This is a genomic window from Celeribacter halophilus (assembly GCF_900114135.1).
In the GTDB taxonomy this organism is placed as follows: Bacteria; Pseudomonadota; Alphaproteobacteria; order Rhodobacterales; family Rhodobacteraceae; genus Celeribacter; species Celeribacter halophilus.
Window position 1 is genome coordinate 1 of record NZ_FORY01000016.1, and the last position, 22,133, is coordinate 22,133.

Consider the following 22,133-nt stretch of genomic DNA (forward strand, 5'->3'; position numbering starts at 1 on the left):
CGACATCACGATCGGCGCAAAACAAAAGCCATCCTCTTCATCTGCGGGTAAAACCAACCTGCCGTCACGCGCCCGACGGCGCCATTCCGACAGATGGTTTGCCCGAAGCCCATACCGCGCAGCAACCCCGTTCACCGTCGCCCCGGGCTTTAAACTCTCAGCTACGATCCGCGCCTTGACCTCATCCGGCCAGCGTCGCTGACCATTGGTCCGTATGTCCACCCCGTAGCTCCTGAGAAACTCCACCGTAGTCGCCATCGCGAAACTCCTGCACCGATCTCCATCGGACACGGCATCGCAGGTTAGACAATCGAACAAAAGGTGAGGGCCAGCGAACGCTTACGTACAAAGTCACATAGTGACATAAATAATTGGGGTATTTCATGCCGGCAACATGGATGGATTGGGCGACGGTGATTGCGGCCGCTTGTGCGCTGATTGGGGTGCCTTTTTTGTTTTTGGGAAAGTCAGCGGGGGGCAAAGACTAAGAACTCTATTGTCAAGGGCTCTCGAAACATTCAACGAGGTGGCGGCAAAAAGGTTGAGAACCTTATTGTTATTAAAACCGAGAAATAAATGGTAAGATAGCACCAATCATCATGTAAACCTGCTTGAATACCCCCACACGGGAGATAATTGAAAGAGAGTTCAAAGTATCACGAGGTCCGCTATAATCAACATTTCAGCCAAACCCAGAGAAACTCTTTCGTCTCACGTCTGGCCGCACATTTTCATGTTGATGCAGCCACGTTCTCTTCCGATAAAGAAGTGTCATTTCAGACGCTCATTGCCGGTCATACCGAGGCGATCAAGACTCTTGAGAGCTTCAACGTCAGTATTCCTGAAAACGTCATCTCCTGGTCGCCTACTTCTGAAGGTGCTCCGAAAGGAAAACGCCTTTTTCGCGGCCACTGCTTTCCCACGAGGTCTCTACAAAAGACCGAAATGCGGGGGTGCCCATACTGCCTTAGAGAAGACATGGAGAACAAAGGGGGCGCAAAAAACGCGATGGCAATGCGTGGCGACTGGCTGGTCCCTCATGTCACGCTCTGCTTGAAGCACATACACCCTTTGGTAACCCTCTGGAAAGAAACCAAACCCACGTCTCGGTATGACGCCGCTCTTCAGCTTTCAAAAGTCACACAGTCGATACTCTCAGGGCAATTCGACGAACAGCTACGCGACGAAACTGATTTCGACATTTGGTTAGATAACAGACTCACATTCCGTGCTGAAGGAAATTGGTTGGAGCAATTTCCTCTACACGCAGCTTGTAACTTTTGCTTGATGCTTGGTACCTCGCTATTGCGTCATGAAATGAGCGCACCGTCTTCAGTTTTGCCTGAGGATAGATGGGCTGTCTACCAGATGGGTTTCGACGTAGCCAAACGCGGCGAGAGAGCTATCCGAGACGCGCTTATGGGCTTGCAAAACCTGGCAGGAGATCCCCACGACGGACCTAAAAAAATCTTTCCGAGAATGTATGATCAGCTGGCCTATGAGTTTATCGAAGATCCAGATTATGACGAATTTCGTCATATCCTTCGATCTCATATGCTTGAGACGTGGCCTCTCGGCGTCGGTGACGAACTTCTGGGAGAGCCGGTAACAGAAAGAAAACTTCATTCCGTGCGAACGGCCGCCCACGCAACAGGCATTGATCAAAGACGCCTTAAAAAAATTCTCCTTTCCGAAGGTATAATCTCTGGAAATGCCCGATCTTATGCATGGGAAGTTTTTGAAGCCAAACAAGCAGAGGATGTGCTGAATGCAGCAACTACACTTGTTTCAGTGAAAACCTTTGCCGACAGCATTGGTGCCACTCGCTCGCAATTTGATCTTCTTGTTTCCGGCGGAGTGCTTACACCGAGATTGCACTCCGTAAAAACAACAGGAACAAACGCCGTCTGGGATCCGGCGGATGGAGTAAAGTTTCTCGAAAGTGTTTTCCTGGGAGCCGTTCCTCTCAGACAAGCACAACATGGATGGGTACATATCTCAAAGTCGGCAATGCGGCTTAAAATCGGACCCGAGAAAATTATTCAGGGCATTCAAGACAAGAAGATCGTACGGATTGGTAACCATGCCGACTATGATGGTTATGCCGCACTGTACGTTTATCACGATGAAGTCGCCTCCGTTCTTTCTCCGGATCAATCACCGCACCTTAGTATAGCACTTTTTGCACAGTCAGTTGGTATTCGGCGACCACGCAGCATGCGTCGTCTCATCCTGAATGGACATACGCCAGCGACGCAAATTTTAAATCCAAAGCTCAAGATACCGCAGCTTTACATCACACGTGAAGATGCCAAAGCTTTCCACCAAAAATTCTTCACACCCCGTACGATGGCACAAGCTTATGGAAAGAGTTGGCAATCAATGATTGCGGCTTTGCGTTCCAATGGAATTGAAACGTTTTCTCCTGATGGAAAGGACTACGGAAACATTTACGAACGTTATCTAATCGAAGAAATTTTCAAACAACTATCAGAAAATAAATAGTAAAAATACGGATCGCCGCAGAAATGTTGCTTATTTAGCGCCCGATTTCTCATTTGCACGTCATTTTTCGGAAACAGGTTGTGGTGGTTCACGGAAATCGGATGAGGTGATTCACAAAACGCATTCCGCATAACGTTTGGCGCAAAAGAGTTTCGCCTTTTGCGCCAAACGCGAGACCTTGGAGCAGTCACAACAGCTTGACTCTAGCGCGGGCGGGTTAAGAATTGGTGAAGAAATTATCCCGCCAAAAGGGAACGCGCGGCTTCTCTTGCGGCTTCGGAAATCGTATCGCCGGAGAGCATCCGTGCCAGTTCATCGACCCGTGCCGCATCATCCAGCGGGATCACTTCGGAGAGGGTCACGCCATTCTCCACACGTTTGGCAACGCGCCAATGATGCCCGCCAAGAGCCGCCACCTGCGGGCTGTGGGTCACGACCAAGACCTGCCCCTCTTCCGCAAGAGATTTGAGACGCCGCCCCACCGCATCGGCGGTCGCGCCTCCGACACCTCGGTCGATCTCGTCAAAAATCATCGTCACGCCGGATTGATCGCGGGTGAGGCAAACCTTGAGCGCCAAGAGAAAACGTGACAGCTCCCCGCCGGAGGCAATTTTGCCCAGAGGTCCCGACGGAGCGCCCGGATTGGTTGCCACGGTAAAGGCCACTGCGTCACGCCCTTCCGCGCCCGGTTCGCCCTCTGTGATCTCGGTCGAGAACACCGCGCGTTCCATTTTCAACGGCGCCAATTCGCGTGCCATGAGCGTATCAAGCTCACTTGCCGCTTTCGTCCGCGCCGCACTCAGACGCCCTGCCGCTGCATCATAGGCGGCTTCGACCTCCGCCACAGCTTTATCCAAGGCGGCAATGTCACCTGCGCCGCTGTCGAGCGCGGCCAGCTTGCTACGCAAATCATCGGCCAGCGCGGGCAGATCATCGGCCAGAACATTGTGTTTGCGAGCCAGCCCGCGAATGGCGAAAAGGCGTTCCTCGACCGCTTCCAACTCATGCGGGTTGAAGCGCAGGGCCTCGATACAATCCTCAACATCGGATTGCGCCTCGGCCAACTCATTAAGCGCACGGCCCAGAGCCTCAATCGCATTATCCAACCGTCCGTCAGCCTTCTCCGCCGCCCCTTCGAGCCATTTGAGCGCATCAGAGAGCATCCCCTCGCCCCCGTCATAGGAAATCGCCTGATGTGCCTTGGCGACATCTGCCGCGATCTTTTCCGCCGATTGCATCAGGCGGCGTTCCGCGTCGAGCTTTGCCTCTTCGCCCGGCTCAGGGGCCAGCGCATCAAACTCGCCCACCGCGTGGCGCAGAAACTCTTCTTCGTCTTTCAGAGCAGCTTGCTCCGCCTCTGCGGCCGCAAGCGCCTTGCGCGCCGCTGCCAGCTCTTTCCAGAGGCGACGGGTCTTCGCCAGTTGCGGCTCAAGCCCGCCGAATGTGTCGAGCAAAACCCGATGCCCGCGCGGGTTCAACAACCCGCGATCATCGTGCTGCCCGTGCAATTCGACCAGAACTTCGGAAAGACGACGCAGCACATCGCCGGACACGCGGCGGTCATTGACCCACGCGGTCTTGCGCCCGTCTGCCGTATTGACCCGCCGCAGGATCAACTCGCCATCGTCCGTGTCCATGCCAAGCTCGGCCAGCACCTCTTCGGCATCATGGCCTTTGGGCAGGTCGAACACAGCGGTGACTTCGCCCTGTGCCGCGCCTGAGCGCACCAGATCGGCGCGCCCGCGCCAGCCAAGCACAAAGCCCAGACTGTCGAGCAAGATGGACTTGCCCGCCCCGGTCTCGCCGGTCAACACATTAAGACCCGGCTGGAACTCAAGCTCCAACCGGTCAATGATAAGCATGTCCCGGATGTCGAGACTTCTCAGCATCTGTGTCTGAGCCTCAGAGCCATTCGCCGCGGATCATCTGACGATACACGGCACCGAGCCAGTTGTTTTCAAAGGCTTTCGGCTCAAGCCCGTGACCGGTCAACAACTTGTAACTGTCCGCATACCAGTCGGTGGAACGGTAGTTGTGACCCAAGATCGCCCCTGCGGTCTGCGCCTCTTCGACAAGCCCCAAGGAGAGGTAGCTTTCCACCAAACGGTGCAGCGCCTCTGCGGTGTGTTGCGTGGTCTGGAATTGCTCGACCACCACGCGGAAGCGGTTCGCCGCGGCGGTGTAATGTTTGTGCTTGAGATAGTAGCGCCCGATCTCCATTTCCTTCGCCGCGAGATGGTCGAACGCGAGATCGAATTTGAGAATCGCCGAACGTGCATATTCCGTGTCGGGATAGCGCTCGATCACCACCCGCAGCGCCTGAAGCGCCTGGAAGGTCAGCCCCTGATCACGGCCCACATCGTCGATCTGGTCGTAATAGGACAGCGCCAGAAGATATTGCGCGTAGGCCGCATCTTCATCTGCCGGATAGAAATCGAGGAATCGCTGCGCCGAAACGCGGGCGTTCTCATAGTCGCGGGCGCGATGATAGGAGAATGCCTGCATAATCAAAGCGCGCTTGGCCCAATCGGAATAGGGGTAAAGACGTTCGACTTCTGCGAAATACTGTGCCGCATCGTCGTAGTCTTTTTGCGTGATCTCATATTCCGCGCGGGCGTAAATCTCGTCCGCCGGGTAGCCTTCCAGATCGCGTGTCGGGGCATGATCCCCACAGGCCACCAAGAAAGCCATGGAAAACCCGAGCGTTACCGCCAAACTGCCTGTTTTTCGTGCCGTCATGAAAGGCCCTACCCTCACCGTTCACCATCCTTCTCAATAGGACGTGACCACACTCCTAGCACAGAAAAATCCGAGGCAAAACGCCTTTGCGCGGGAAATGTCGTCACGGTCAGGAGAGCAGGCAAAAGAAACGCCGGATCACGCACAAACCGCCAGATCCGCACGGCTCACGCCCGCTCCCGGCAGGCGGCTTGCGGTTTTCGCATCCGCCGTGACATACGCCCATGCGCCGGGCGTTGCAAAAAGTTTGCGCAAGAGCGCATTCGTCACCGCATGGCCGGACTTCTCACCGACATAGCGACCGAGAATCGGGGCACCGGCAAGGTAGAGATCGCCCAAGGCGTCGAGCATCTTGTGACGCACAGGTTCGTCGGAATGACGCAACCCGCCCGGAGACAGCACGGCATCCCCTTCCACAACCACGGCGTTTTCAAACGTGCCGCCCAGAGCCAGCCCGTGTTCGCGCATGTAATCCACATCCGCCTTGCGGCAGAAGGTGCGGCAGTTCGAGAGTTCGCGCACGAAAGCGCCGTTGGCCATGACGAGGTGCTTGTCCTGCACGCCAATGGCCGGATCGGCGAAATCAATGTGGAAATCGATCTCCATCGTGTCCGAAGGCTCAAGACGCGCTTTAGCGGTCTCGGTTTCCACTTCGACCGTTTTAAGAATTTTAAGAGCGCGGGTCGGCCCCTCCTGGCGCGCAAGGCCCGCCGCAAGGATACCGTCAACGAAAGGCGCGGCAGATCCGTCAAGGATCGGAACTTCCGGCCCATCCACAGAAATCAGCACGTTGGTCACACCACAGCCCGCAAGAGCGGCCATGATATGTTCAATGGTCGAAAGCTCGACACCGTCTTCGTTGCGGATGAGGGTGCAAAGCTGCGAGGGCACAACCGCATCCCAGCGCGCTGGAATACGCACGGAACGCGTGTCAGCGGCATCCGCTTCGATATCAGAGCGCAGGAACACAATGCCATGACCAACCGGTGCAGGTGTGAGAACCATACGCACGGGCGCACCGGAGTGAAGCCCTGCCCCGTCGAACCGAATTTGTTTTGCGACTGTGCTCTGCACGTTTTGCCTCTTTGATCATTTGATCTTTGTTGGTCCCGCCCATCAAGATCGGATTGCACCGATGCCGGACGTGTTAAGAGATGATTAATCCATGCCCCCCTGAAGGCTCAACTCAATCTTTGTAACCGTTTGAAACATCTTCCCTGACCAAATGGCAAAAACCCGCGCACAGCGCAGAACATCTCGCACAACCCTCTGAAATTAAATGAAAAAGGCCGCCCTGAGGCGACCTTTGAAACATGTCATATCGTGTATTTCAAACCGTTGCGGTCGGGCATAAACCTCTACCCCACCGCGAGGATCACAAAACTATTTCAGTTTGCCTGACGACGCAGAAAGGCCGGAATTTCGATTTTTTCGGCTTCCGGATTGGTATCCTGATCTTCGTCATAGGCCTGATGCACCTGCGGACGGACCTGCGGCTGGGCACCGAAGCGGGCCTGCGGCTGGGCTGCTTGCGGTTGCGGGGCTGCGGGGCGTGCTTCTTCCTCGCCGCCATGACCGGTCATGCGACCGATCAGGGAATTGATGCCGAAACGGGCGCCTTTACCAGCGTGAGGATCGGCGGCAGGTTGTTCCTGACGGACCTCGGCGCGGGGTTGCTTGGAGACAGCCGCCTGAAGCCGTGCCATCGCTTCCGGTGACGGGTTCCCCGCAGAGGACGCACGCGGTGCCACGAAAGACTCGGCTTGCGGCTCGTGCATGGCCGGTTGCGGCGTGGGCTGCGGACGCGGCTGATAGGCCGGCGGCGGCAGGTCATCATCAAGAGCGCGGAACGTTTCATCAGGCGCTTCGGAACGTGCTGCCGAACGCTGCGGATCAAAGACATCCAAAGTCGGCTGGCGCGGTTCATCTGCCGCAGCTTCAACAGAGGCCGCCGCAGCAACAGCCGCAGGGGCCGCCTGTTCCAGTTTCTCTTCAACAGCTTCCGGCGCTTGCAACGGCTCGGAAAGACGACGGCGCGGCACCGGCACTTCGGAAACCGATACCGTGGCATCAATACCTGTAGCGACAACGGAGACGCGCATGGAGCCTTCCATATCCGTGTCCATCGTAGAGCCGACGATGATATTCGCGTCGGGATCAACCTCTTCGCGGATACGGTTGGCGGCTTCGTCCAGTTCGAACAGGGTCAGATCGTGACCACCTGTGATATTGATCAGCACGCCTTTCGCACCTTTGAGCGAAATCTCGTCCAGAAGCGGGTTGGCAATGGCTTTCTCGGCGGCCTGCACGGCGCGATCCTCGCCATTGGCCTCGCCTGTGCCCATCATCGCCTTGCCCATTTCGTCCATCACGGAACGCACATCGGCGAAGTCGAGGTTGATGAGGCCCGGACGGACCATCAGGTCGGAAATGCCTTTGACACCCTGATAGAGCACGTCATCGGCCATAGAGAAGGCCTCGGTAAATGTGGTCTTCTCGTTGGCAAGGCGGAACAGATTCTGGTTCGGAATGACGATCAGCGTATCGACCATCTTCTGAAGCTGCTCGACACCCTCGTCCGCCTGACGCATCCGTTTCGCGCCTTCGAACTGGAAGGGTTTGGTGACAACGCCCACGGTCAGAACACCCAATTCACGCGCTGCCTGTGCGATGATCGGAGCCGCGCCCGTGCCGGTGCCGCCGCCCATACCGGCGGTGATGAAGCACATATGCGCCCCCGCCAGCTGGTCCACAATGGCCTCGATGCTTTCCTCGGCCGCCGCAGCGCCTACAGAAGGCCGTGCGCCTGCGCCGAGACCCTCGGTCACTTTCACACCCATCTGGATGCGCGCCTGTGCTTTTGCATGTTGCAACGCTTGCGCGTCGGTGTTTGCGACCACAAATTCGACGCCCTCAAGCGCCTTTTCGATCATGTTGTTGACCGCGTTGCCGCCTGCACCACCAACACCAAACACCGTAATTTTCGGTTTCAACTCGTCCCGCTCGGGCATCGTCAGATTCAAAGCCATGAGTGTACCGCCTGCTTTCTCTCGTGCCGGGGCGATTGCACATTCTGCCCAAGTCGCCCTTATGTCCCCGCCCCTGAATCGGGGCAAATTTTACCTATTCACCCTAAATTCTATGGGTTTTCGATCGTCACGTCATCCCCAAAACAGAGATTCACCACAAAATATAGGGGATAAATCGGCAAAATTCGGCGGGATTTTGCGCAAAAGGCCAGATTTAGCGGGTTGGACCGTCGACACACCTATAGAACGGGGTGCGGTTCGCTGTCTCACCTCGAAACCGGCATTTCTGCCGCAAACCTTATAACGATGTCAGGGCACTGCTCTTGCGCCTGTGTCGCGAAACCCGTTTCTTCAGGTCTTCTGCCTGATCGAAACCTATCACAGCCCGCGCGCGGGCTGCAATATCTTACCAGTTTTCCTTGAACCACCGCATCGCACGTTTGAGTGAACGCGCCGGATAGCGGTCGACCGGAATCTCGAAATCCCACCATTCGTCTTGCGGGTTGGCGGCAAACAGGCACAGCCCCACAGCAGAGGCAAAGGCCGCGCCGGTGGCGGCCTGCGGCAGCCCCTGCACACGCAAAGGCCGTCCGATCCGCACATTCTGCCCGAGGATTTTCGGCGCCAGAGTGTCCAGCCCCGGAATTTGCGAGGCCCCGCCGGTGAGCACAATCTGCTGCGAAGGCATATGTTCAAATCCGGCGGCATCCAGACAATCGCGCACGCCTTCGAGGATTTCCTCGACACGCGGGCGGATAATCCCGATGAGTTCGGCGCGCGACACCGTCCGGCGGTCTTTGTCCCAGTCGCCGCTATCGCCCCCCACTTCGATCATCTCGCGATCATCCATGCCGGTCGCGACAATGCCGCCATAAAAGGTCTTGATCCGCTCAGCGGTCGACAGCGGGATTTGCAGCCCCATCGCAATGTCGGAGGTCACATGTTCCCCGCCCATGCGCACGCTATCGGCATAGATCATGTGCTTTTTCATGAAGATAGAGACATCCGTCGCCCCGCCACCCATATCAACACAGGCTGCGCCGAGTTCCTGCTCATCTTCCACGAGCGCCGAAATGCCGGAGACATAGGCACCGGAGGCCAGCCCCGCCACTTCGAGGTCACAGCGCTTGATACAATACAGAAGGTTCTGGATCGCCGCCGTGTCCACGGTCAGCATATGCATATCGACGGACAGGCTCTGCCCGATCTGGCCACGCGGGTCTTTGAGACCGGAGCGATGGTCGAGCTGGAAATTCACCGGCTGGGCATGGAGCACTTCGCGATGCGCGCCGTAGTCAGGCACATCAGACGAGGCCAGAACGCGGGCCACATCCTGTTCGGACACGGTATCATATTCCACATCAACCTGACCGGCGATGCCGTAGGACCGCGGGCTGCCGCCGGAGAAACAGGCGATCACATGGTCCACACGGGTCTGGGCCATTTTCTGCGCCGCCTGAACAGCGGTCCGGATGGCGCGTTCGGTTTCCGCCATCGCATCGATCTCGCCAAAGCGCACCCCGCGCGAGCGTGTCGTTGCCGCACCGATCACACGGAAGGACGACTGCCCCGCCAAAGCGCCGACACCATCCCCGCCCATGAAACGTTCGCCATCAAAACGCAGAACCAGACAGGCGATTTTCGAACTGCCCACATCCAGAATGGCGATCACACCGCGTTGCAACGCAGCTTGGCGCATGTTCCGCATCGCCCGTTGGGCTTCATAGAGATCGGTCATTGATAAGACACTCCAAGTTCCACACCTTGAAGCCGACGCATTTCCTCTTGCGCAGCTTCGGTCAATCGCAACGTCGGCCGTGTGGGCCGCCGCATATCTACAACTTCAATATCACGGGCCAGCAGGTCTTTGGCCTGATCGAGCGCCAGAACCTGCGCCAAGGCGCCCAGCGGCTTCTGCTCCGGCAGCATGATCACCTGATCGCGGTCCAGAACCACGTTCCAGCGCCGCTCGCCCACGCGCACCAGACCGCGCAAACGCGGCAGCAGCGGGCCGGCCGCACTCAGGATCGCAAGCGCCTCGCCCACAGCGCGATCCGCCCCCTCGCCCGCGACAAGCGGTAGGTCAGGACGGTCAAGCCGGCTGTCGAGCGCCGCCACGCGGTGCCCCTCGTCATCAAGCATTTCCAACCCATGCTCAGAACGCCAGACCACGGCGGGGGTGCGTTCGGTGATGTCCACCTGCAAAATCCCGCCCGCACGCACATGCAACCCTGCGGCTTCGACCGCATCAAGGCTTTCGATTTGCTCCAAAAGACCGGGCAGATCGAGATCAAAGGAGGAGACCGGAAAATCCTGTGCCATCACTTCGCGGATGTCTTCGGAGAGTTCCGGCGAGGCCCCGTCAATGGCCATCAGCTTGACCATGAACTCGGGACGGTTCTGCACCTCGTTCTTGATTGCCAGAACATGCCCCGTGAAGGCTTCGCGGTTTTCCGGCTGCGCAAACCACAGCCCGATACAGGCCACAATCGCCGCGACAGGCGCGAGGCGGCGCAGGCAAAAGCGAAAGGAAGGAGTCAACCAGAGGCGGTTCATCCGGTAAGCCGCGCGTGACGGCGCCGGATCACGCGGGCGCGGCGCGGGATCGCTCTCGCCACGGCGGGCGCGGATCGCACGGGCCACGGCCTCGGACACACGGGCGGAGCCACCAACGGTCGGCGCTTTGGCAAATTCGATCGGGTCTACCGGTCGCATGACGCGTCCTCCACCATCCATTTACAGAACTGCCCGAAAGTGAGCCCGCTTTTCTGCGCCTGTTCCGGCGAGAGAGAGGTCGGCGTCATACCCGGCTGGGTATTGGTTTCCAAAAGCACCAAGCCGTCGAGACCTTTCTCTTCGTCCCAACGGAAATCCGTGCGCGACAGGCCACGGCAGCCCAATGCCTTGTGGGCGCGCAGGGCATAGTCCTGACAAGCGGCAGCAATCTCGGCAGGGATCTCGGCAGGACAGACATGGCGGGAGCCGCCATCGGCATATTTCGCTTCGTAATCATACCAGCCATCCGTGACGATATCCGTGACGCAAAGGGCCTTGTCACCCATCACGGAACAGGTCAATTCGCGTCCCGGCGCATAGGCTTCGACCATCACGACAGCAGGCATATCTGCGGCCATGCGCGGGGCATTGGCCCCCTCTTGCACAATATAGACGCCGACGGAGGAGCCTTCGTTATAGGGTTTCACGACATAGGGCGGGGCCATCACATGACCCGCTTCGACCTCTTCGCGCGGCGCCAGAAGCGAAGGCACGACCGGAAGCCCGGCAGCGCGGTAGACCTCTTTGGTCTTTTCCTTGTCCATCGCAAGGGCCGAGGCCAGAACGCCGGAATGGGTGTAAGGGAGGCGCAGCCATTCGAGAAGACCCTGCACACAACCGTCTTCACCGAACCGGCCATGTAGTGCATTGAAGACGACATCGGGCTGACATACGGCCAGTTGCGCGCAAAGGTCTTCGCCCGCGTCGATTTCAATTACTTCGAATCCTTCACCCCGAAGCGCCTTGGCGCATTCGCGTCCCGAAGACAGAGACACCTCGCGTTCAGCCGAGGGACCGCCTTTGAGGACCGCAATTTTCGGGGACTGCCTGCTCGACATGTCCACTCGCCTCAATATGTTCGGGACCGTCTGTTGCGATCCCTTGAAAAATGCCCCGTTTTCGGGGTCTGTCGTCACGCCCTGCTCAGGACGTTGATCTGGCCGTTCTTTGCCACGTTCCGGTCTTGTGAGCCGGATACCGACTTATGCGCCAGTTGTCTGCGCCTGTGCAAGCCCGTCCGGGATCGGATCCCCGAGAAACTCGCCCACGCGTTTGATTTCCCATTGTAACGCGAGACCCGCGTTTTGAAATACCTTTTTTCGCACAGTCTCTCCCAAAAGTTCGAGATCGTGCGCAGAAGCCTCACCTGTGTTGATCATAAAGTTCGAATGTTTCTCACTCATCTGCGCTCCACCGATGGAAAACCCGCGCAGCCCCGCATCGTCAATCACCTTCCACGCCTTGAGATCATGGGTATCATCGGCCTTACCCGTAGAGGAAAACCCCGCCGGATTGCGGAAGGTCGAGCCCGCGCTGCGATCCTTGACCGGCTGCGTCGCGTCGCGCTTGGCAAGCTGTTCTTCCATCCGCGCCTCAAGCATGGCGGGATCGGCGGCTTCGGCCTCGAATGTAGCCTGCACGATCACCCAGCCCTCGGGCAAATCGGTCTGGCGATATTGGAAGTTCAGATCATCGGCCGTGAGCGTCACCAATTCTCCCGTCCGCGTCACGGCCTTAGCTGACACAAAGTGATCCGCCACATAAGAGCCGTAACAGCCCGCATTCATCCGCACTGCCCCGCCGATCGCGCCGGGAATGGTGCGCAGGAAGGTCAGATCAAGCCCGGCCATAGCGGCCTTGCGGGCCACATGGGCGTCCAGTGCCGCAACACCAGCAGTCACGCGATTGCCTTCGATCTCGATACCGTTGAACCCGCGCCCCATGCGGATCACCATCGCGCGAATGCCGCCATCCCGCACGATGAGGTTGGAGCCTACGCCCATGGGAAACACCGCCACAGACGGATCAAGGGCGGCAAGGATGTTCTGCAAATCTTCCAGATCGGCGGGCTGGAACAGCACATCCGCCGGACCGCCCACACGCAGCCATGTCAACTCGGACAACAGCCGGTTCTCGGTCAGTTTGCCGCGTGTGTCGGGATAAATCATTCCGTAGAACCTCGCACAATTGTTCTTTTCAGCCACCGGCCCAGATACACCACAGGCCAGCGCAGGATGGACACGCCCGCCGCAAATACGGCAAGCCCCACCCACGGGCCGTTCTCATAGGTGACATAGCCCAAAAGGGGAACCCCCAGAGCGATCAGGACATAGGCCGCGGGCCAATGGTTGCGGCGAGAGGGGAACATGGCGATCACATTCGCCAATATCGCCCAGCCACAGGCAAGTGCGAGAGAAACTGTCATCGGGCTCTCCTGTCAGCCGAAAGCGTTTCACGACAACCTGCAGTGCAGATCGTCAGGAAACGCCGTGTAACATATTGATATCGCGCACCTCCCGAAATCCGCCTGTAAACAGGCCCATCCCGAAAGGCTTTATCGAAGTCCCCGCATCAGGCGGCGCCAAAGCACACCCAGCGGTTTGCGAAACAAAGACACGGCAGCAGCTAAACCGATTAACACCGGCCAAACCCCATAGGTCAGACCGACCCAGACGAGCAACACGGGCAGCACGAGCAAAAGCGCCACACCGGGGAGAATCTGGTAGCGCAAAGGTAACGGAGCAAGCGCCATGGTGGCAAGCGCCCAAATGGCTAATGCTGTCAAAGGATTATCGATAAAATTCAAGAGACCCCGCCCAAGGTAAATGCAACCAGCGCCAGAAGCGCGAAGACCAGCCCCACAACAGGGACCCAGCCCGCAACCTTGAAGGGGGCTTGGGGGGAGCGACGCTTGAGCAGGATGAGGCTGGCGTTCACCAGGGTGAAGACCACCAGAAGGATGGTCGAGGTCACCCCCGCCAGATTGGAGACAGGCAGGCTCAGTGCCGCCCCGATCACCACCGCACCGATCAGCACGGTCGCCAGCACCGGCGTGCCGAACCGCGGGTGTGCATGGCGGAAGACACCCAGAACCCCGCCGCGCTTGCCCAACCCGAACATCACGCGGGCGGCCATGACAACCTGTGCCAGCACCCCGTTGAGCGCCGCAGTCACCGCGATGGCAGAGAGCACGGCGACATGCCCGCCCCCTGCTTCATAAACCAGAGCCAAAGGGCGCTCCGACGCGCCGAGATCTTCGAGCGGCACCGCCCGCACAGCTGTCACGGTGACTCCGGCATAGAGCAGCGTGGTGATGATGAGAGAGCCGATGATGGCGATGGGCAGCGTGCGCTCGGGGTGCTTGACCTCCTCGGCCATGTTTACGATGTCCTCAAACCCGATGAAGGCAAAAAACGCCAGTGTCGCGGCCACCCCGATGCCCGGAAAATAGGGCGCCGCAGGGGTGGCGAAATCGGGGGAGACCGGCGCGTGCCAGCCGGACCAGACCACAAGCGCCAGCCCCGTCACCTCGATCACGGTGAACAGCGCGGCCATAGCAAGGCTTTCCAGAACGCCGACAATCGCCACGGCCACAAGCATCACACCAAGGCCGACCACCGCAAGATTGAACGGCATATCCACGATGCTTGTCAGATAGCCCGCACCCCCTCTGAGCACAGCCGCCGCCGAGACCGTGCCGCCTGCGACAATGGCCAGACCGACGATCAACCCCATGAGGCGCGAGCCGAGTCCCGCCTCGACATAGGCCGCCTCCCCCGCCGCTTCGGGAATGCGAGTGGAAAGTTCGGCATAGGAAAGCGCCGACGGGGCCGCAATCAGACCTGCGAGCAGAAAGGCCAACGGGGCGTAAAGTCCGGCTTGGGCCGCGACCGTTCCGACCAGAACATAAATCCCCGCGCCCACCATCACGCCCACGCCGTATGCGGTGAGCAATCCGGGGCCGATGCGGCGTTTGAGTTTCTCTGCCATGCGCCTCTCCATTGCGAGCGCGGTCAGGTGCAGGCCTTCCGCGCGGACCCTGAGCCACAAACAGACTGCGGGAGATATGCGGCGTCAAGATGTTGCGCAGCACTTCCCGAAGCTCTGTCGCTCAGGTGTTCGGGAAAGGCTTTACACCATCAGCCCGCGCCCGTCTCTGCGTCAGAACAAAGCGGGGGGTAAACCTCACCCTTTTGACAGGCGCTCCGGCAGGTTATGCGCCCACGCAGAAATCGTCCCTGCCCCGAGGCAGACCACCATATCGCCCGGACGGGCCTGTTCGCGCACAAGGCGCTCCAGATCGTCCTCGCAGGTCACGGCGCGGGCATGGCGATGGCCGTGACGGATGAGCCCCGCCACCAGATCATCCGGGGACGCCCCCTCGATCGGCGCTTCGCCTGCGGCGTAAACCTCGGCAATGCCCACAACATCCGCCTCGTTGAAACAGGTGCAGAAATCCTCGAACAGGGAATGCAGGCGCGAGTAGCGATGCGGCTGATGCACAGCAATGACACGGCCTTCGGTGGCCTGACGCGCGGCTTTGAGCACGGCGGCAATCTCCACCGGATGGTGGCCGTAATCGTCAATGATCGTGACGCCATTCACCTCGCCCACGCGGGTAAACCGGCGGTTCACCCCGCCAAACGCTGTCAGCGCTGCTTTGATCTCTTCGGTCTTCATCCCGAGATGACGTGCAACCGCCACAGCGGCCAGAGCGTTCGACACATTGTGATCGCCCGGCATCGGCAGGGTGCAGCCCTCGATCACCATATCCTCGGCCGCCAGCATAATGTCGAAATGCGCGACACCTTTCTTATAGGTCAGATTCACGGCACGCACATCGGCCTGCGCGTTGAACCCGTAGGTGACAACACGGCGGTCGGTAATCTTGCCTACAAGACTTTGCACTTCCGGATGATCGGTGCAGCACACGGCAAGACCGTAAAACGGAATGCCGGAGACAAAGTCGTAAAACCCTTGGCGCAGGTTCTCGATAGAACCCCAATGCTCCATATGTTCGGGGTCGATATTGGTCACAATCGCAATCGTGGCCGGCAGACGGTTGAAGGTGCCATCGGACTCGTCGGCCTCGACCACCATCCAGTCGCCCTGCCCCATGCGGGCATTGGAGCCGTAAGCATGGATGATACCGCCGTTGATCACTGTCGGATCAATCCCGCCAGCGACCAGCAATTCGGCCACCAGCGTCGTGGTTGTCGTCTTGCCGTGTGTGCCGGCCACAGCCACGTTGGATTTCAACCGCATAAGCTCTGCGAGCATCTCCGCGCGGCGCACCACCGGAAGACCTTTGGCACGCGCAGCGTCAAGCTCCGGATTGCCCGGTTTGATCGCAGACGAGATCACCACGACCTCGGCATCTTCGAGATTTTTCGCGCGCTGGCCCTCATAGATCACCGCGCCCAGCTCCTTGAGCCGGTCGGTGATTTTCGAGGCTTTCAAATCCGATCCCTGCACCCGATAGCCGTGGTTCAACAGCACTTCGGCAATGCCCGACATGCCGATCCCGCCAATGCCGACAAAATGGATTGGGCCCATCTCGGTGGGGAGTTTGGTTACGCTCGCGTTCATCTCACTCGTCTCTTCTTTTCTTTATTCTTTACCGGACCCGTTCGGGCCGCCTTATGTCTTGTTGAACGCCAGCTCTTCCACCAGCGCCGCCAATTCTTCTGCCGCTTGCGGTTTCGCCACAGAGAGCGCCGCATTGGCCATCATCAGGCCCCCTTGCGGATGCGCCAGCACGTTCTCGATCTGCTCGGTCAGACTTTCAGGCGTCAACTGGCTCTCAGGGATCATGATGGCGGCATTGGCTTCGACCAACCCGCGTGCATTCGCGGTTTGATGGTCCGCCGTGGCCGCAGCATAGGGGATGAAAATGGCAGGCCGCCCGATCACGGACACATCCGCCACCGATGACGCCCCCGAACGTGTGATCACCAACTGGCTTTCACTCATCCGCTTGGGCACGTCATGGATAAAAGTCTGCACATCGGCCTGAATACCCCGCGCATGATAGAACTCCACCACACGCTCAAGGTCTTCGGCACGAGCCTGCTGGCTGATCCGCAGGTTCGCCCGCAACGGCGCGGACAGACGCGCAATCGCTTCGGGCACCACATCCGACAGAATGCGCGCCCCTTGCGAGCCGCCCATGACCAGAATTTCCATCGGATAATCTCCGGGAGGAATATAGGGCGCACCGTGTTTCTCAAGGACGGCGGCGCGAACAGGATTGCCGGTGTAGACGCCTTCAACCCCTTCGGGCAAAGCCGTGGGCCATGTGCCACAGGCAACCTTGTCGACCCGTTTGGCAAAGACCTCATTGACCCGCCCCAGAACACCGTTTTGTTCATGGATCATGCGCGGCAGTTTCAACAAGGTCGCCGCCGCCACCGCAGGAATCGCCGGATAACCGCCAAACCCCACCACAACAGAGGGCTTGTCGCGCAGGAATTTCGACATGGCCTTGAACACGCCACCGATAATGCGCGGCAGAACCATCGCCTTGGCAGCAAGTCCACCACGGGCAAATGTAGCCGAAGGCATGACTTCGATCTCGACCGCCTCGGGGAAAGCGCCGGTATAGCGTGCGCCACGGGCGTCGGTCGACAGCTTCACCCGCCACCCCCGCGCCAGCATCACTTCGGCCAGCGCCTGCGCCGGAAACATATGCCCGCCGGTGCCGCCAGCGGCGATCACGAGAAGGGGAAGTTTGTGGGTCATTGGAACCTCTTGTTCTTTTGGGTCAACAGCCGGACGCGTGACCGGTTCAGCGACCGCGGCGGATCAGGATGTCCCCGATCTCGCCCTGCGGACGGGTGCGGGTAAAGGCCAGAAGCGCCCCGAGCGCAATGCCCGACGCGATCACGGAAGACCCGCCATAGGACACGAAAGGCAAGGTCATGCCCTTGGCTGGCAAGAGCCTCACAGCCACACCCATGTTGATAAAGGCCTGAATGCCGAACGCGCAGGCCAGCCCCGTTCCCGCAAGGCGGATGAACGGATCACGCTCCTTGAGCAAACGCCAGAGCGAGCGCACGGTGATCGTGGCATAAAGCGCGATGATGATCAGCACGAGGATCAGCCCGTATTCTTCGGCCGCAACCGCAATGATGAAATCGGTATGCGCATCAGGCAGCGACCATTTGACAGTCCCTTCGCCCACGCCCACGCCGAAGAACCCGCCCTCGCGGATCGCGTTCGTGGCATAGCCGATCTGGGTGGTCGGGTCGATCGAGGGGTTCAGAAACCCGTCGATACGCCGCGCGAAGTGTTCGGAATTATGGTAGGCAAATGTGCCGCCTGCGACGACAAGCCCCGCGATCCCGACCAGCAGGGTCAAAGGCGCTCCGGCGACGAAATACATCACGCCCCAAGCAAAGAGGATTAGGGAAGCCTGCCCGAAGTCGGGCTGCAATGCCAAAAGGATCACAACCAGCGCAGTGATCAGGAAGGAATAGAGCCTCCCTGGAGGACCACCGATCTCAAGCCCTGCGGCCATGAGCCATGCGGAGGTGATGACGAAAGCGGGTTTGAGAAATTCGGAGGGCTGGACAGAGGCGAAGCCCAAGGAGAACCACCGCGTCGCCCCCTTGCCGAAATCTGTCCCGAAGGCGGGCAGCAAGAACAGCGAGATCAGTGTCGCGGCAAAGCCCAGAACCGCCAGACGCCGCACCCGTGCTGGGTCCATCATGGTTACGCCAATCATCACCATAAGGCCCAAAGAGCCAAAAAACGCCTGACGTTTTACATAGTGGAAAAGGTCGGCAAAGCCGTTTTTCTCGGCCAGCGGCGGTGACGCGGCCAGTCCGAGCAACAGCCCGATCCCGAACAGGATAAAGACACAGGACAGAGTCCATTTGTCGATTGTCCGCCACCAACGCGGCAAGATCGGCTCACCCACGCGCACTGGCGTCGAGCCATACACCATCTCTGTCATGATACCGCCTACTGCCTCGTTATCATATTTTTCGTCCGGTTTTCCGGATCTGATTTGTCCAGAGTAACGGTTTTTCTCGCTTTGCGCCACTACAGATTGTGTTTCCCCGATCTGCGGCGCACAGAAAAGCGGGGTTTTGCCGAAGGCTTCCGCCAATACATTGCAAATTTCGAATTGATCCCTGTCATTGATCGAAACAGGGAATCCCCACATGCTAGCGCTAAAGTGTTTCGCAAGAGGCTTTAACCCCTTCCACATTTGGAGAATGACATGAAAATCGGGATCGTCGGCGCAGGTATGGTCGGCTCGGCCGCCGGTTACGCTATCGCGCTCAAAGGCACGGCCAGCAAAGTCGTTTTTGTCGATTACAACGCGGATCTCGCCCGCGCACAGGCCGAAGACATTGCCCACGCGGTGCCCTTTGCCTCCTCGACGGCGGTTATGGCGGGCGACTACAGCGACCTTGAGGGCGCGGGCGTGGTGATCCTCGCAGCTGGTGTCGGGCAGAAACCTGGCGAGAGCCGCCTTGAGCTTCTGACCCGCAATGCAGAAGTGTTCCGCCAGATCATCGGCAAGGTGCTTGACGCCGCGCCGGATGCGATCCTGCTCGTCGCCACCAACCCCGTGGACATCATGACCCAGATCGCCACACGGCTCTCTGGCCTGCCCCCGTCACGGGTGATCGGGTCGGGCACCATTCTCGACACCGCGCGGTTCCGGCATCTGATTGGCGAGCATCTCGGCGTCTCCCCGCGCTCCGTCCATGCCTATGTGCTGGGAGAACATGGCGATAGCGAAGTGCTGTGCTGGTCCTCGGCACGCGCAGGCGCTTTGTCAGTGAAAGACTTCGCCGCCCAGATGCGTGTCCCCCTCACCGAAGGGGCCAAGGCGCGGATTGATGACGGGGTGCGCAACGCCGCCTATACGATCATCAACGGCAAAGGCGCGACATGGTACGGGATCGGCGCAGGGCTGGAACGGCTTGTGCGGGCCATCGCGCGGGACGAACAAACGGTGCTGTCGGTCTCCATTGTCGCACCGAAGGTCGAAGGGGTGAAAGACGTCGCTCTCTCCATCCCCCGCATTGTCGGCGCGCAAGGTGTGGTCGCGGACCTGTTTCCGGAACTGGACGACGGCGAACACGAGGCGCTCGGGGCTTCGGCGCGGCTGCTGAAAGAGACGCTTGACGCGCTGGAGTATTGAGAGCCTCGCCTCTTACGAAAAAGGCACGCGACATTGCAGATTCAGGGTGAGTTGTCTCACCCCATCCGCTCTGATGCATAAGACCCTGGAGAGGCCGGAAACACCACCGTCTTGTTGCCATTGATAAACACCCGATGGTGAATATGCGCGTGGATGGCCCGCGACAGAACTTGCGCTTCGACATCGCGGCCAAGAGACACATAATCCTCCGGACTTTGCGCATGGGTCACGCGAGTGGTGTCCTGCTCAATGATCGGACCTTCGTCCAGATCGGCGGTCACATAATGCGCCGTCGCCCCGATCAGCTTTACCCCGCGCTCATAGGCCTGCTTATAAGGGTTCGCGCCCTTGAAAGACGGCAGGAAAGAGTGGTGGATATTGATGATCCGGCCCGACATTTTCTGGCAAAGCTGATCGGAGAGGATTTGCATATAGCGCGCCAGAACAACCAGTTCCGCGCCGCTCTCCTCGACGATCTCCAAAAGCCGCGCTTCGGCAGCGGCCTTGTTCTCTTTCGTGACACGCACCTGATAGAAGGGAATGTCGTGGTTCACCACGAGCTTCTGGTAATCCATGTGGTTGGACACCACAGCCACAATATCAATCGGAAGCGCCCCGATCCGCCAGCGATACAAAAGATCGTTCAGGCAATGCCCGAAGCGGGAAACCATGATCACGACTTTCATCTTCTTGTCGGCATCATGCACGGCCCATGCCATATCAAAATCACTGGCAAGCGCAGAGAAATGATCCCGAACCTCGGCCCGTGTCATCCCCTTTTCCGAGACGAAACTCACCCGCATGAAGAACTGTCCCGTGTTCGTGTCATCGAACTGCGCGGAGTCGGTGATGTTGCAGCCAAGCTCGGCCAGCTTACCGGAAATGGCGGCAACGATGCCCCGTTTGGACGGGCAAGTGACGGTCAGGACATGGGAGCTCATTGGAACCTCGGGCTTTCTTACATTTTGCCGGAGTTTTGTCCTGAACCCGTACGAATGCCAGCGCGAAACGGCGGCTTGAACGGGTTTACCAGTGCCCCACGGTCACTTTCAGAAACAGAGGTTTCCGAAAGGCGTCACTCGCAGGTGAGATAGGGCGCAAAGCTCTGCGGCCCTTCATAAGGGGCAACGGCAACGGCTTGCGGCACGCCATTCACAAAACGGGTCTCCATGACCGAGGACCAGTCGGCATTGGCCGTCACGACCACAGGCACATCTCCCGCACAGACACGCACGCCGCCTTCGATCTCCGCCGCTCCCAGATGGTGATTGGTCAGCCCCCCGACCCGCGCCGAGGCAGCCAGCATCCCCTCCCTGGCCAGATCGACAGGCATGAACACCAGCTCTTTGACAAGATGCGGCCGGTCCACATAGGCAATCTCATCCACACCGTCGCCATCGAAATCGGCAATACCCGCAATGGCCAGCCAGCGGTGGCGTTGACCGATGGGGGCGCTGGCCTTGACGGGGATGAGGCGATCTTTTTCATCCAGCGCCCAGACCTGCACCCACGCTCCGGTGACAAAGCCGCTCACAACCGTGACCACCTCCGGCGCACCGTCTCCGTCGAGATCATGGAGCCTCGGGGCTGTGTCCTCGAACACACTTTTCTTGAACGCCGCCGCGCGTGTGGTGCCATCATCCAGCGTGACCACCATCCGCGCATATTCGCCATTGTGCACCGCGCCGTGGTCATAGACCTGCGTCGGCTCCACATAACGCGCGCCCGTGATCTCGGCAGCGGCAAGCGGGCTGGCCGCCAAAGCAACGCATGTGGCCAGCCGTAGAAACATCAGATCTGCTTTTCGGGCAGGTTGACCACCAGACCGTCGATGTCTTCGGTCACCTTGATCTGACAGGTCAGGCGCGAACGCGCCGGATCGGGTTGATAGGCAAAGTCCAGCATATCCTCTTCCATGTCATCCATCGCCGGAAGTTTCTCGACCCATTCGGGCGCGACATAGACATGGCAGGTGGAGCAGGCACAGGCCCCACCGCAATCCGCATCAATTCCCGGAACACCATTGTCACGCGCCCCTTCCATGACTGTGCGCCCCACGGGCACATCCACGACATGTTCGGTCCCGCCGAATTCGACATAGGTGATTTTGACCATTGGCTTATCCTTTTTCGCTCGTCTTGCTT

General features: G+C 59.0%; 20 protein-coding genes. 2 read left to right on the forward strand and 18 right to left on the reverse strand.

Translation table 11 applies throughout. The features are described 5' to 3' along the window. Positions 1-258, reverse strand: a 258-nt coding sequence (locus BM152_RS14510; RefSeq protein ID WP_139222514.1) for a transposase, incomplete at its 3' end; no start/stop codon positions are given. A gap of 378 nt (positions 259-636) precedes the next feature. On the opposite strand from BM152_RS14510, the gene BM152_RS14515 reads away from it, so the two are divergent. Further along, entirely contained in the window at positions 637-2,505 is a 1,869-nt protein-coding gene (locus tag BM152_RS14515) for a TniQ family protein (protein WP_082715294.1), read from the forward strand. Positions 2,506-2,741: 236 nt separating this feature from the next. Here the strand turns inward: BM152_RS14515 and recN are convergent, their stop codons facing one another. From recN to BM152_RS14585, 14 genes are all read right to left on the reverse strand, one after another. Next, positions 2,742-4,394 carry a DNA repair protein RecN gene (gene recN / locus BM152_RS14520; RefSeq protein ID WP_066600721.1) on the reverse strand — a complete coding sequence of 551 codons (1,653 nt, stop codon included), beginning with the start codon at positions 4,392-4,394 and terminating at the stop codon, positions 2,742-2,744. A 13-nt stretch (positions 4,395-4,407) separates the two neighbouring features. Next, on the reverse strand, positions 4,408-5,244 hold the full coding sequence (locus tag BM152_RS14525; RefSeq protein WP_074914371.1) for an outer membrane protein assembly factor BamD: 837 nt from the start codon (positions 5,242-5,244) through the stop codon (positions 4,408-4,410). Positions 5,245-5,382: 138 nt separating this feature from the next. Next, complete coding sequence (gene lpxC / locus BM152_RS14530) at positions 5,383-6,318, reverse strand: UDP-3-O-acyl-N-acetylglucosamine deacetylase (RefSeq protein WP_066600723.1); 936 nt, start codon at positions 6,316-6,318, stop codon at positions 5,383-5,385. Between the two features lie 314 nt (positions 6,319-6,632). Continuing rightward, a complete protein-coding gene (gene ftsZ, locus BM152_RS14535; RefSeq protein WP_066600726.1) occupies positions 6,633-8,273 on the reverse strand; it encodes a cell division protein FtsZ in 1,641 nt (546 codons plus the stop codon). Between the two features lie 406 nt (positions 8,274-8,679). Then, on the reverse strand, positions 8,680-10,011 hold the full coding sequence (ftsA, locus tag BM152_RS14540) for a cell division protein FtsA (protein ID WP_066600731.1): 1,332 nt from the start codon (positions 10,009-10,011) through the stop codon (positions 8,680-8,682). Beyond that, on the reverse strand, positions 10,008-10,988 hold the full coding sequence (locus BM152_RS14545; protein WP_082715295.1) for a cell division protein FtsQ/DivIB: 981 nt from the start codon (positions 10,986-10,988) through the stop codon (positions 10,008-10,010). The genes ftsA and BM152_RS14545 overlap by 4 nt, the downstream gene beginning before the upstream one ends. After that, entirely contained in the window at positions 10,976-11,887 is a 912-nt protein-coding gene (locus tag BM152_RS14550) for a D-alanine--D-alanine ligase (RefSeq protein ID WP_066600736.1), read from the reverse strand. Before BM152_RS14550 ends, BM152_RS14545 begins: the two co-directional genes overlap by 13 nt. A 144-nt stretch (positions 11,888-12,031) precedes the next feature. After that, positions 12,032-12,997 (reverse strand): UDP-N-acetylmuramate dehydrogenase, encoded by a 966-nt coding sequence (gene murB, locus BM152_RS14555; protein WP_066600739.1) that lies wholly within the window; start codon positions 12,995-12,997, stop codon positions 12,032-12,034. Further along, positions 12,994-13,254, reverse strand: a complete 261-nt coding sequence (locus BM152_RS14560) for a DUF2484 family protein (protein WP_066600741.1) — start codon at positions 13,252-13,254, stop codon at positions 12,994-12,996. The genes murB and BM152_RS14560 overlap by 4 nt, the downstream gene beginning before the upstream one ends. Before the next feature lie 129 nt (positions 13,255-13,383). Beyond that, positions 13,384-13,635, reverse strand: coding sequence for a DUF2484 family protein (locus BM152_RS14565; protein ID WP_332937023.1), 252 nt, complete (start codon positions 13,633-13,635; stop codon positions 13,384-13,386). Next, the gene (locus BM152_RS14570) at positions 13,632-14,819 is read right to left on the reverse strand and encodes an APC family permease (protein WP_066600749.1); all 1,188 of its coding nucleotides are present in this window, start codon (positions 14,817-14,819) and stop codon (positions 13,632-13,634) included. The genes BM152_RS14565 and BM152_RS14570 overlap by 4 nt, the downstream gene beginning before the upstream one ends. A gap of 195 nt (positions 14,820-15,014) precedes the next feature. Beyond that, on the reverse strand, positions 15,015-16,418 hold the full coding sequence (gene murC / locus BM152_RS14575; protein ID WP_066600752.1) for a UDP-N-acetylmuramate--L-alanine ligase: 1,404 nt from the start codon (positions 16,416-16,418) through the stop codon (positions 15,015-15,017). Positions 16,419-16,469: 51 nt separating this feature from the next. Continuing rightward, positions 16,470-17,570, reverse strand: a complete 1,101-nt coding sequence (gene murG, locus BM152_RS14580; RefSeq protein WP_066600754.1) for an undecaprenyldiphospho-muramoylpentapeptide beta-N-acetylglucosaminyltransferase — start codon at positions 17,568-17,570, stop codon at positions 16,470-16,472. A gap of 46 nt (positions 17,571-17,616) precedes the next feature. Beyond that, positions 17,617-18,786 carry a peptidoglycan glycosyltransferase FtsW gene (locus tag BM152_RS14585; protein WP_066600908.1) on the reverse strand — a complete coding sequence of 390 codons (1,170 nt, stop codon included), beginning with the start codon at positions 18,784-18,786 and terminating at the stop codon, positions 17,617-17,619. Positions 18,787-19,056: 270 nt separating this feature from the next. On the opposite strand from BM152_RS14585, the gene BM152_RS14590 reads away from it, so the two are divergent. Further along, complete coding sequence (locus BM152_RS14590; RefSeq protein ID WP_066600760.1) at positions 19,057-19,989, forward strand: L-lactate dehydrogenase; 933 nt, start codon at positions 19,057-19,059, stop codon at positions 19,987-19,989. Positions 19,990-20,045: 56 nt separating this feature from the next. Here the strand turns inward: BM152_RS14590 and purU are convergent, their stop codons facing one another. The 3 genes from purU to BM152_RS14605 all read right to left on the reverse strand — a co-directional run bounded on the left by purU (position 20,046) and on the right by BM152_RS14605 (position 22,104). Next, positions 20,046-20,930: a formyltetrahydrofolate deformylase gene (gene purU, locus BM152_RS14595; RefSeq protein ID WP_066600762.1), complete on the reverse strand. Its 885-nt coding sequence runs from the start codon at positions 20,928-20,930 to the stop codon at positions 20,046-20,048. 134 nt (positions 20,931-21,064) lie between these two features. After that, positions 21,065-21,781 carry an FG-GAP repeat domain-containing protein gene (locus BM152_RS14600; RefSeq protein WP_066600766.1) on the reverse strand — a complete coding sequence of 239 codons (717 nt, stop codon included), beginning with the start codon at positions 21,779-21,781 and terminating at the stop codon, positions 21,065-21,067. Further along, a complete protein-coding gene (locus BM152_RS14605; RefSeq protein ID WP_066600770.1) occupies positions 21,781-22,104 on the reverse strand; it encodes a 2Fe-2S iron-sulfur cluster-binding protein in 324 nt (107 codons plus the stop codon). Before BM152_RS14605 ends, BM152_RS14600 begins: the two co-directional genes overlap by 1 nt. Positions 22,105-22,133: the final 29 nt, after the last annotated feature.

Excerpts from the sequence above, each read along its gene's own strand:
- BM152_RS14560 (WP_066600741.1), bottom strand. The coding sequence starts at position 13,254 with ATGACAGTTTCTCTCGCACTTGCCTGTGGCTGGGCGATATTGGCGAAT.
- recN (WP_066600721.1), bottom strand. The coding sequence starts at position 4,394 with ATGCTGAGAAGTCTCGACATCCGGGACATGCTTATCATTGACCGGTTG.
- ftsZ (WP_066600726.1), bottom strand. The coding sequence starts at position 8,273 with ATGGCTTTGAATCTGACGATGCCCGAGCGGGACGAGTTGAAACCGAAA.
- BM152_RS14605 (WP_066600770.1), bottom strand. The coding sequence starts at position 22,104 with ATGGTCAAAATCACCTATGTCGAATTCGGCGGGACCGAACATGTCGTG.
- BM152_RS14545 (WP_082715295.1), bottom strand. The coding sequence starts at position 10,988 with ATGCGACCGGTAGACCCGATCGAATTTGCCAAAGCGCCGACCGTTGGT.
- BM152_RS14600 (WP_066600766.1), bottom strand. The coding sequence starts at position 21,781 with ATGTTTCTACGGCTGGCCACATGCGTTGCTTTGGCGGCCAGCCCGCTT.
- BM152_RS14525 (WP_074914371.1), bottom strand. The coding sequence starts at position 5,244 with ATGACGGCACGAAAAACAGGCAGTTTGGCGGTAACGCTCGGGTTTTCC.
- BM152_RS14570 (WP_066600749.1), bottom strand. The coding sequence starts at position 14,819 with ATGGCAGAGAAACTCAAACGCCGCATCGGCCCCGGATTGCTCACCGCA.
- murC (WP_066600752.1), bottom strand. The coding sequence starts at position 16,418 with ATGAACGCGAGCGTAACCAAACTCCCCACCGAGATGGGCCCAATCCAT.
- ftsA (WP_066600731.1), bottom strand. The coding sequence starts at position 10,011 with ATGACCGATCTCTATGAAGCCCAACGGGCGATGCGGAACATGCGCCAA.
- murB (WP_066600739.1), bottom strand. The coding sequence starts at position 12,997 with ATGATTTATCCCGACACACGCGGCAAACTGACCGAGAACCGGCTGTTG.
- BM152_RS14590 (WP_066600760.1), top strand. The coding sequence starts at position 19,057 with ATGAAAATCGGGATCGTCGGCGCAGGTATGGTCGGCTCGGCCGCCGGT.
- murG (WP_066600754.1), bottom strand. The coding sequence starts at position 17,570 with ATGACCCACAAACTTCCCCTTCTCGTGATCGCCGCTGGCGGCACCGGC.
- BM152_RS14550 (WP_066600736.1), bottom strand. The coding sequence starts at position 11,887 with ATGTCGAGCAGGCAGTCCCCGAAAATTGCGGTCCTCAAAGGCGGTCCC.
- purU (WP_066600762.1), bottom strand. The coding sequence starts at position 20,930 with ATGAGCTCCCATGTCCTGACCGTCACTTGCCCGTCCAAACGGGGCATC.
- BM152_RS14585 (WP_066600908.1), bottom strand. The coding sequence starts at position 18,786 with ATGACAGAGATGGTGTATGGCTCGACGCCAGTGCGCGTGGGTGAGCCG.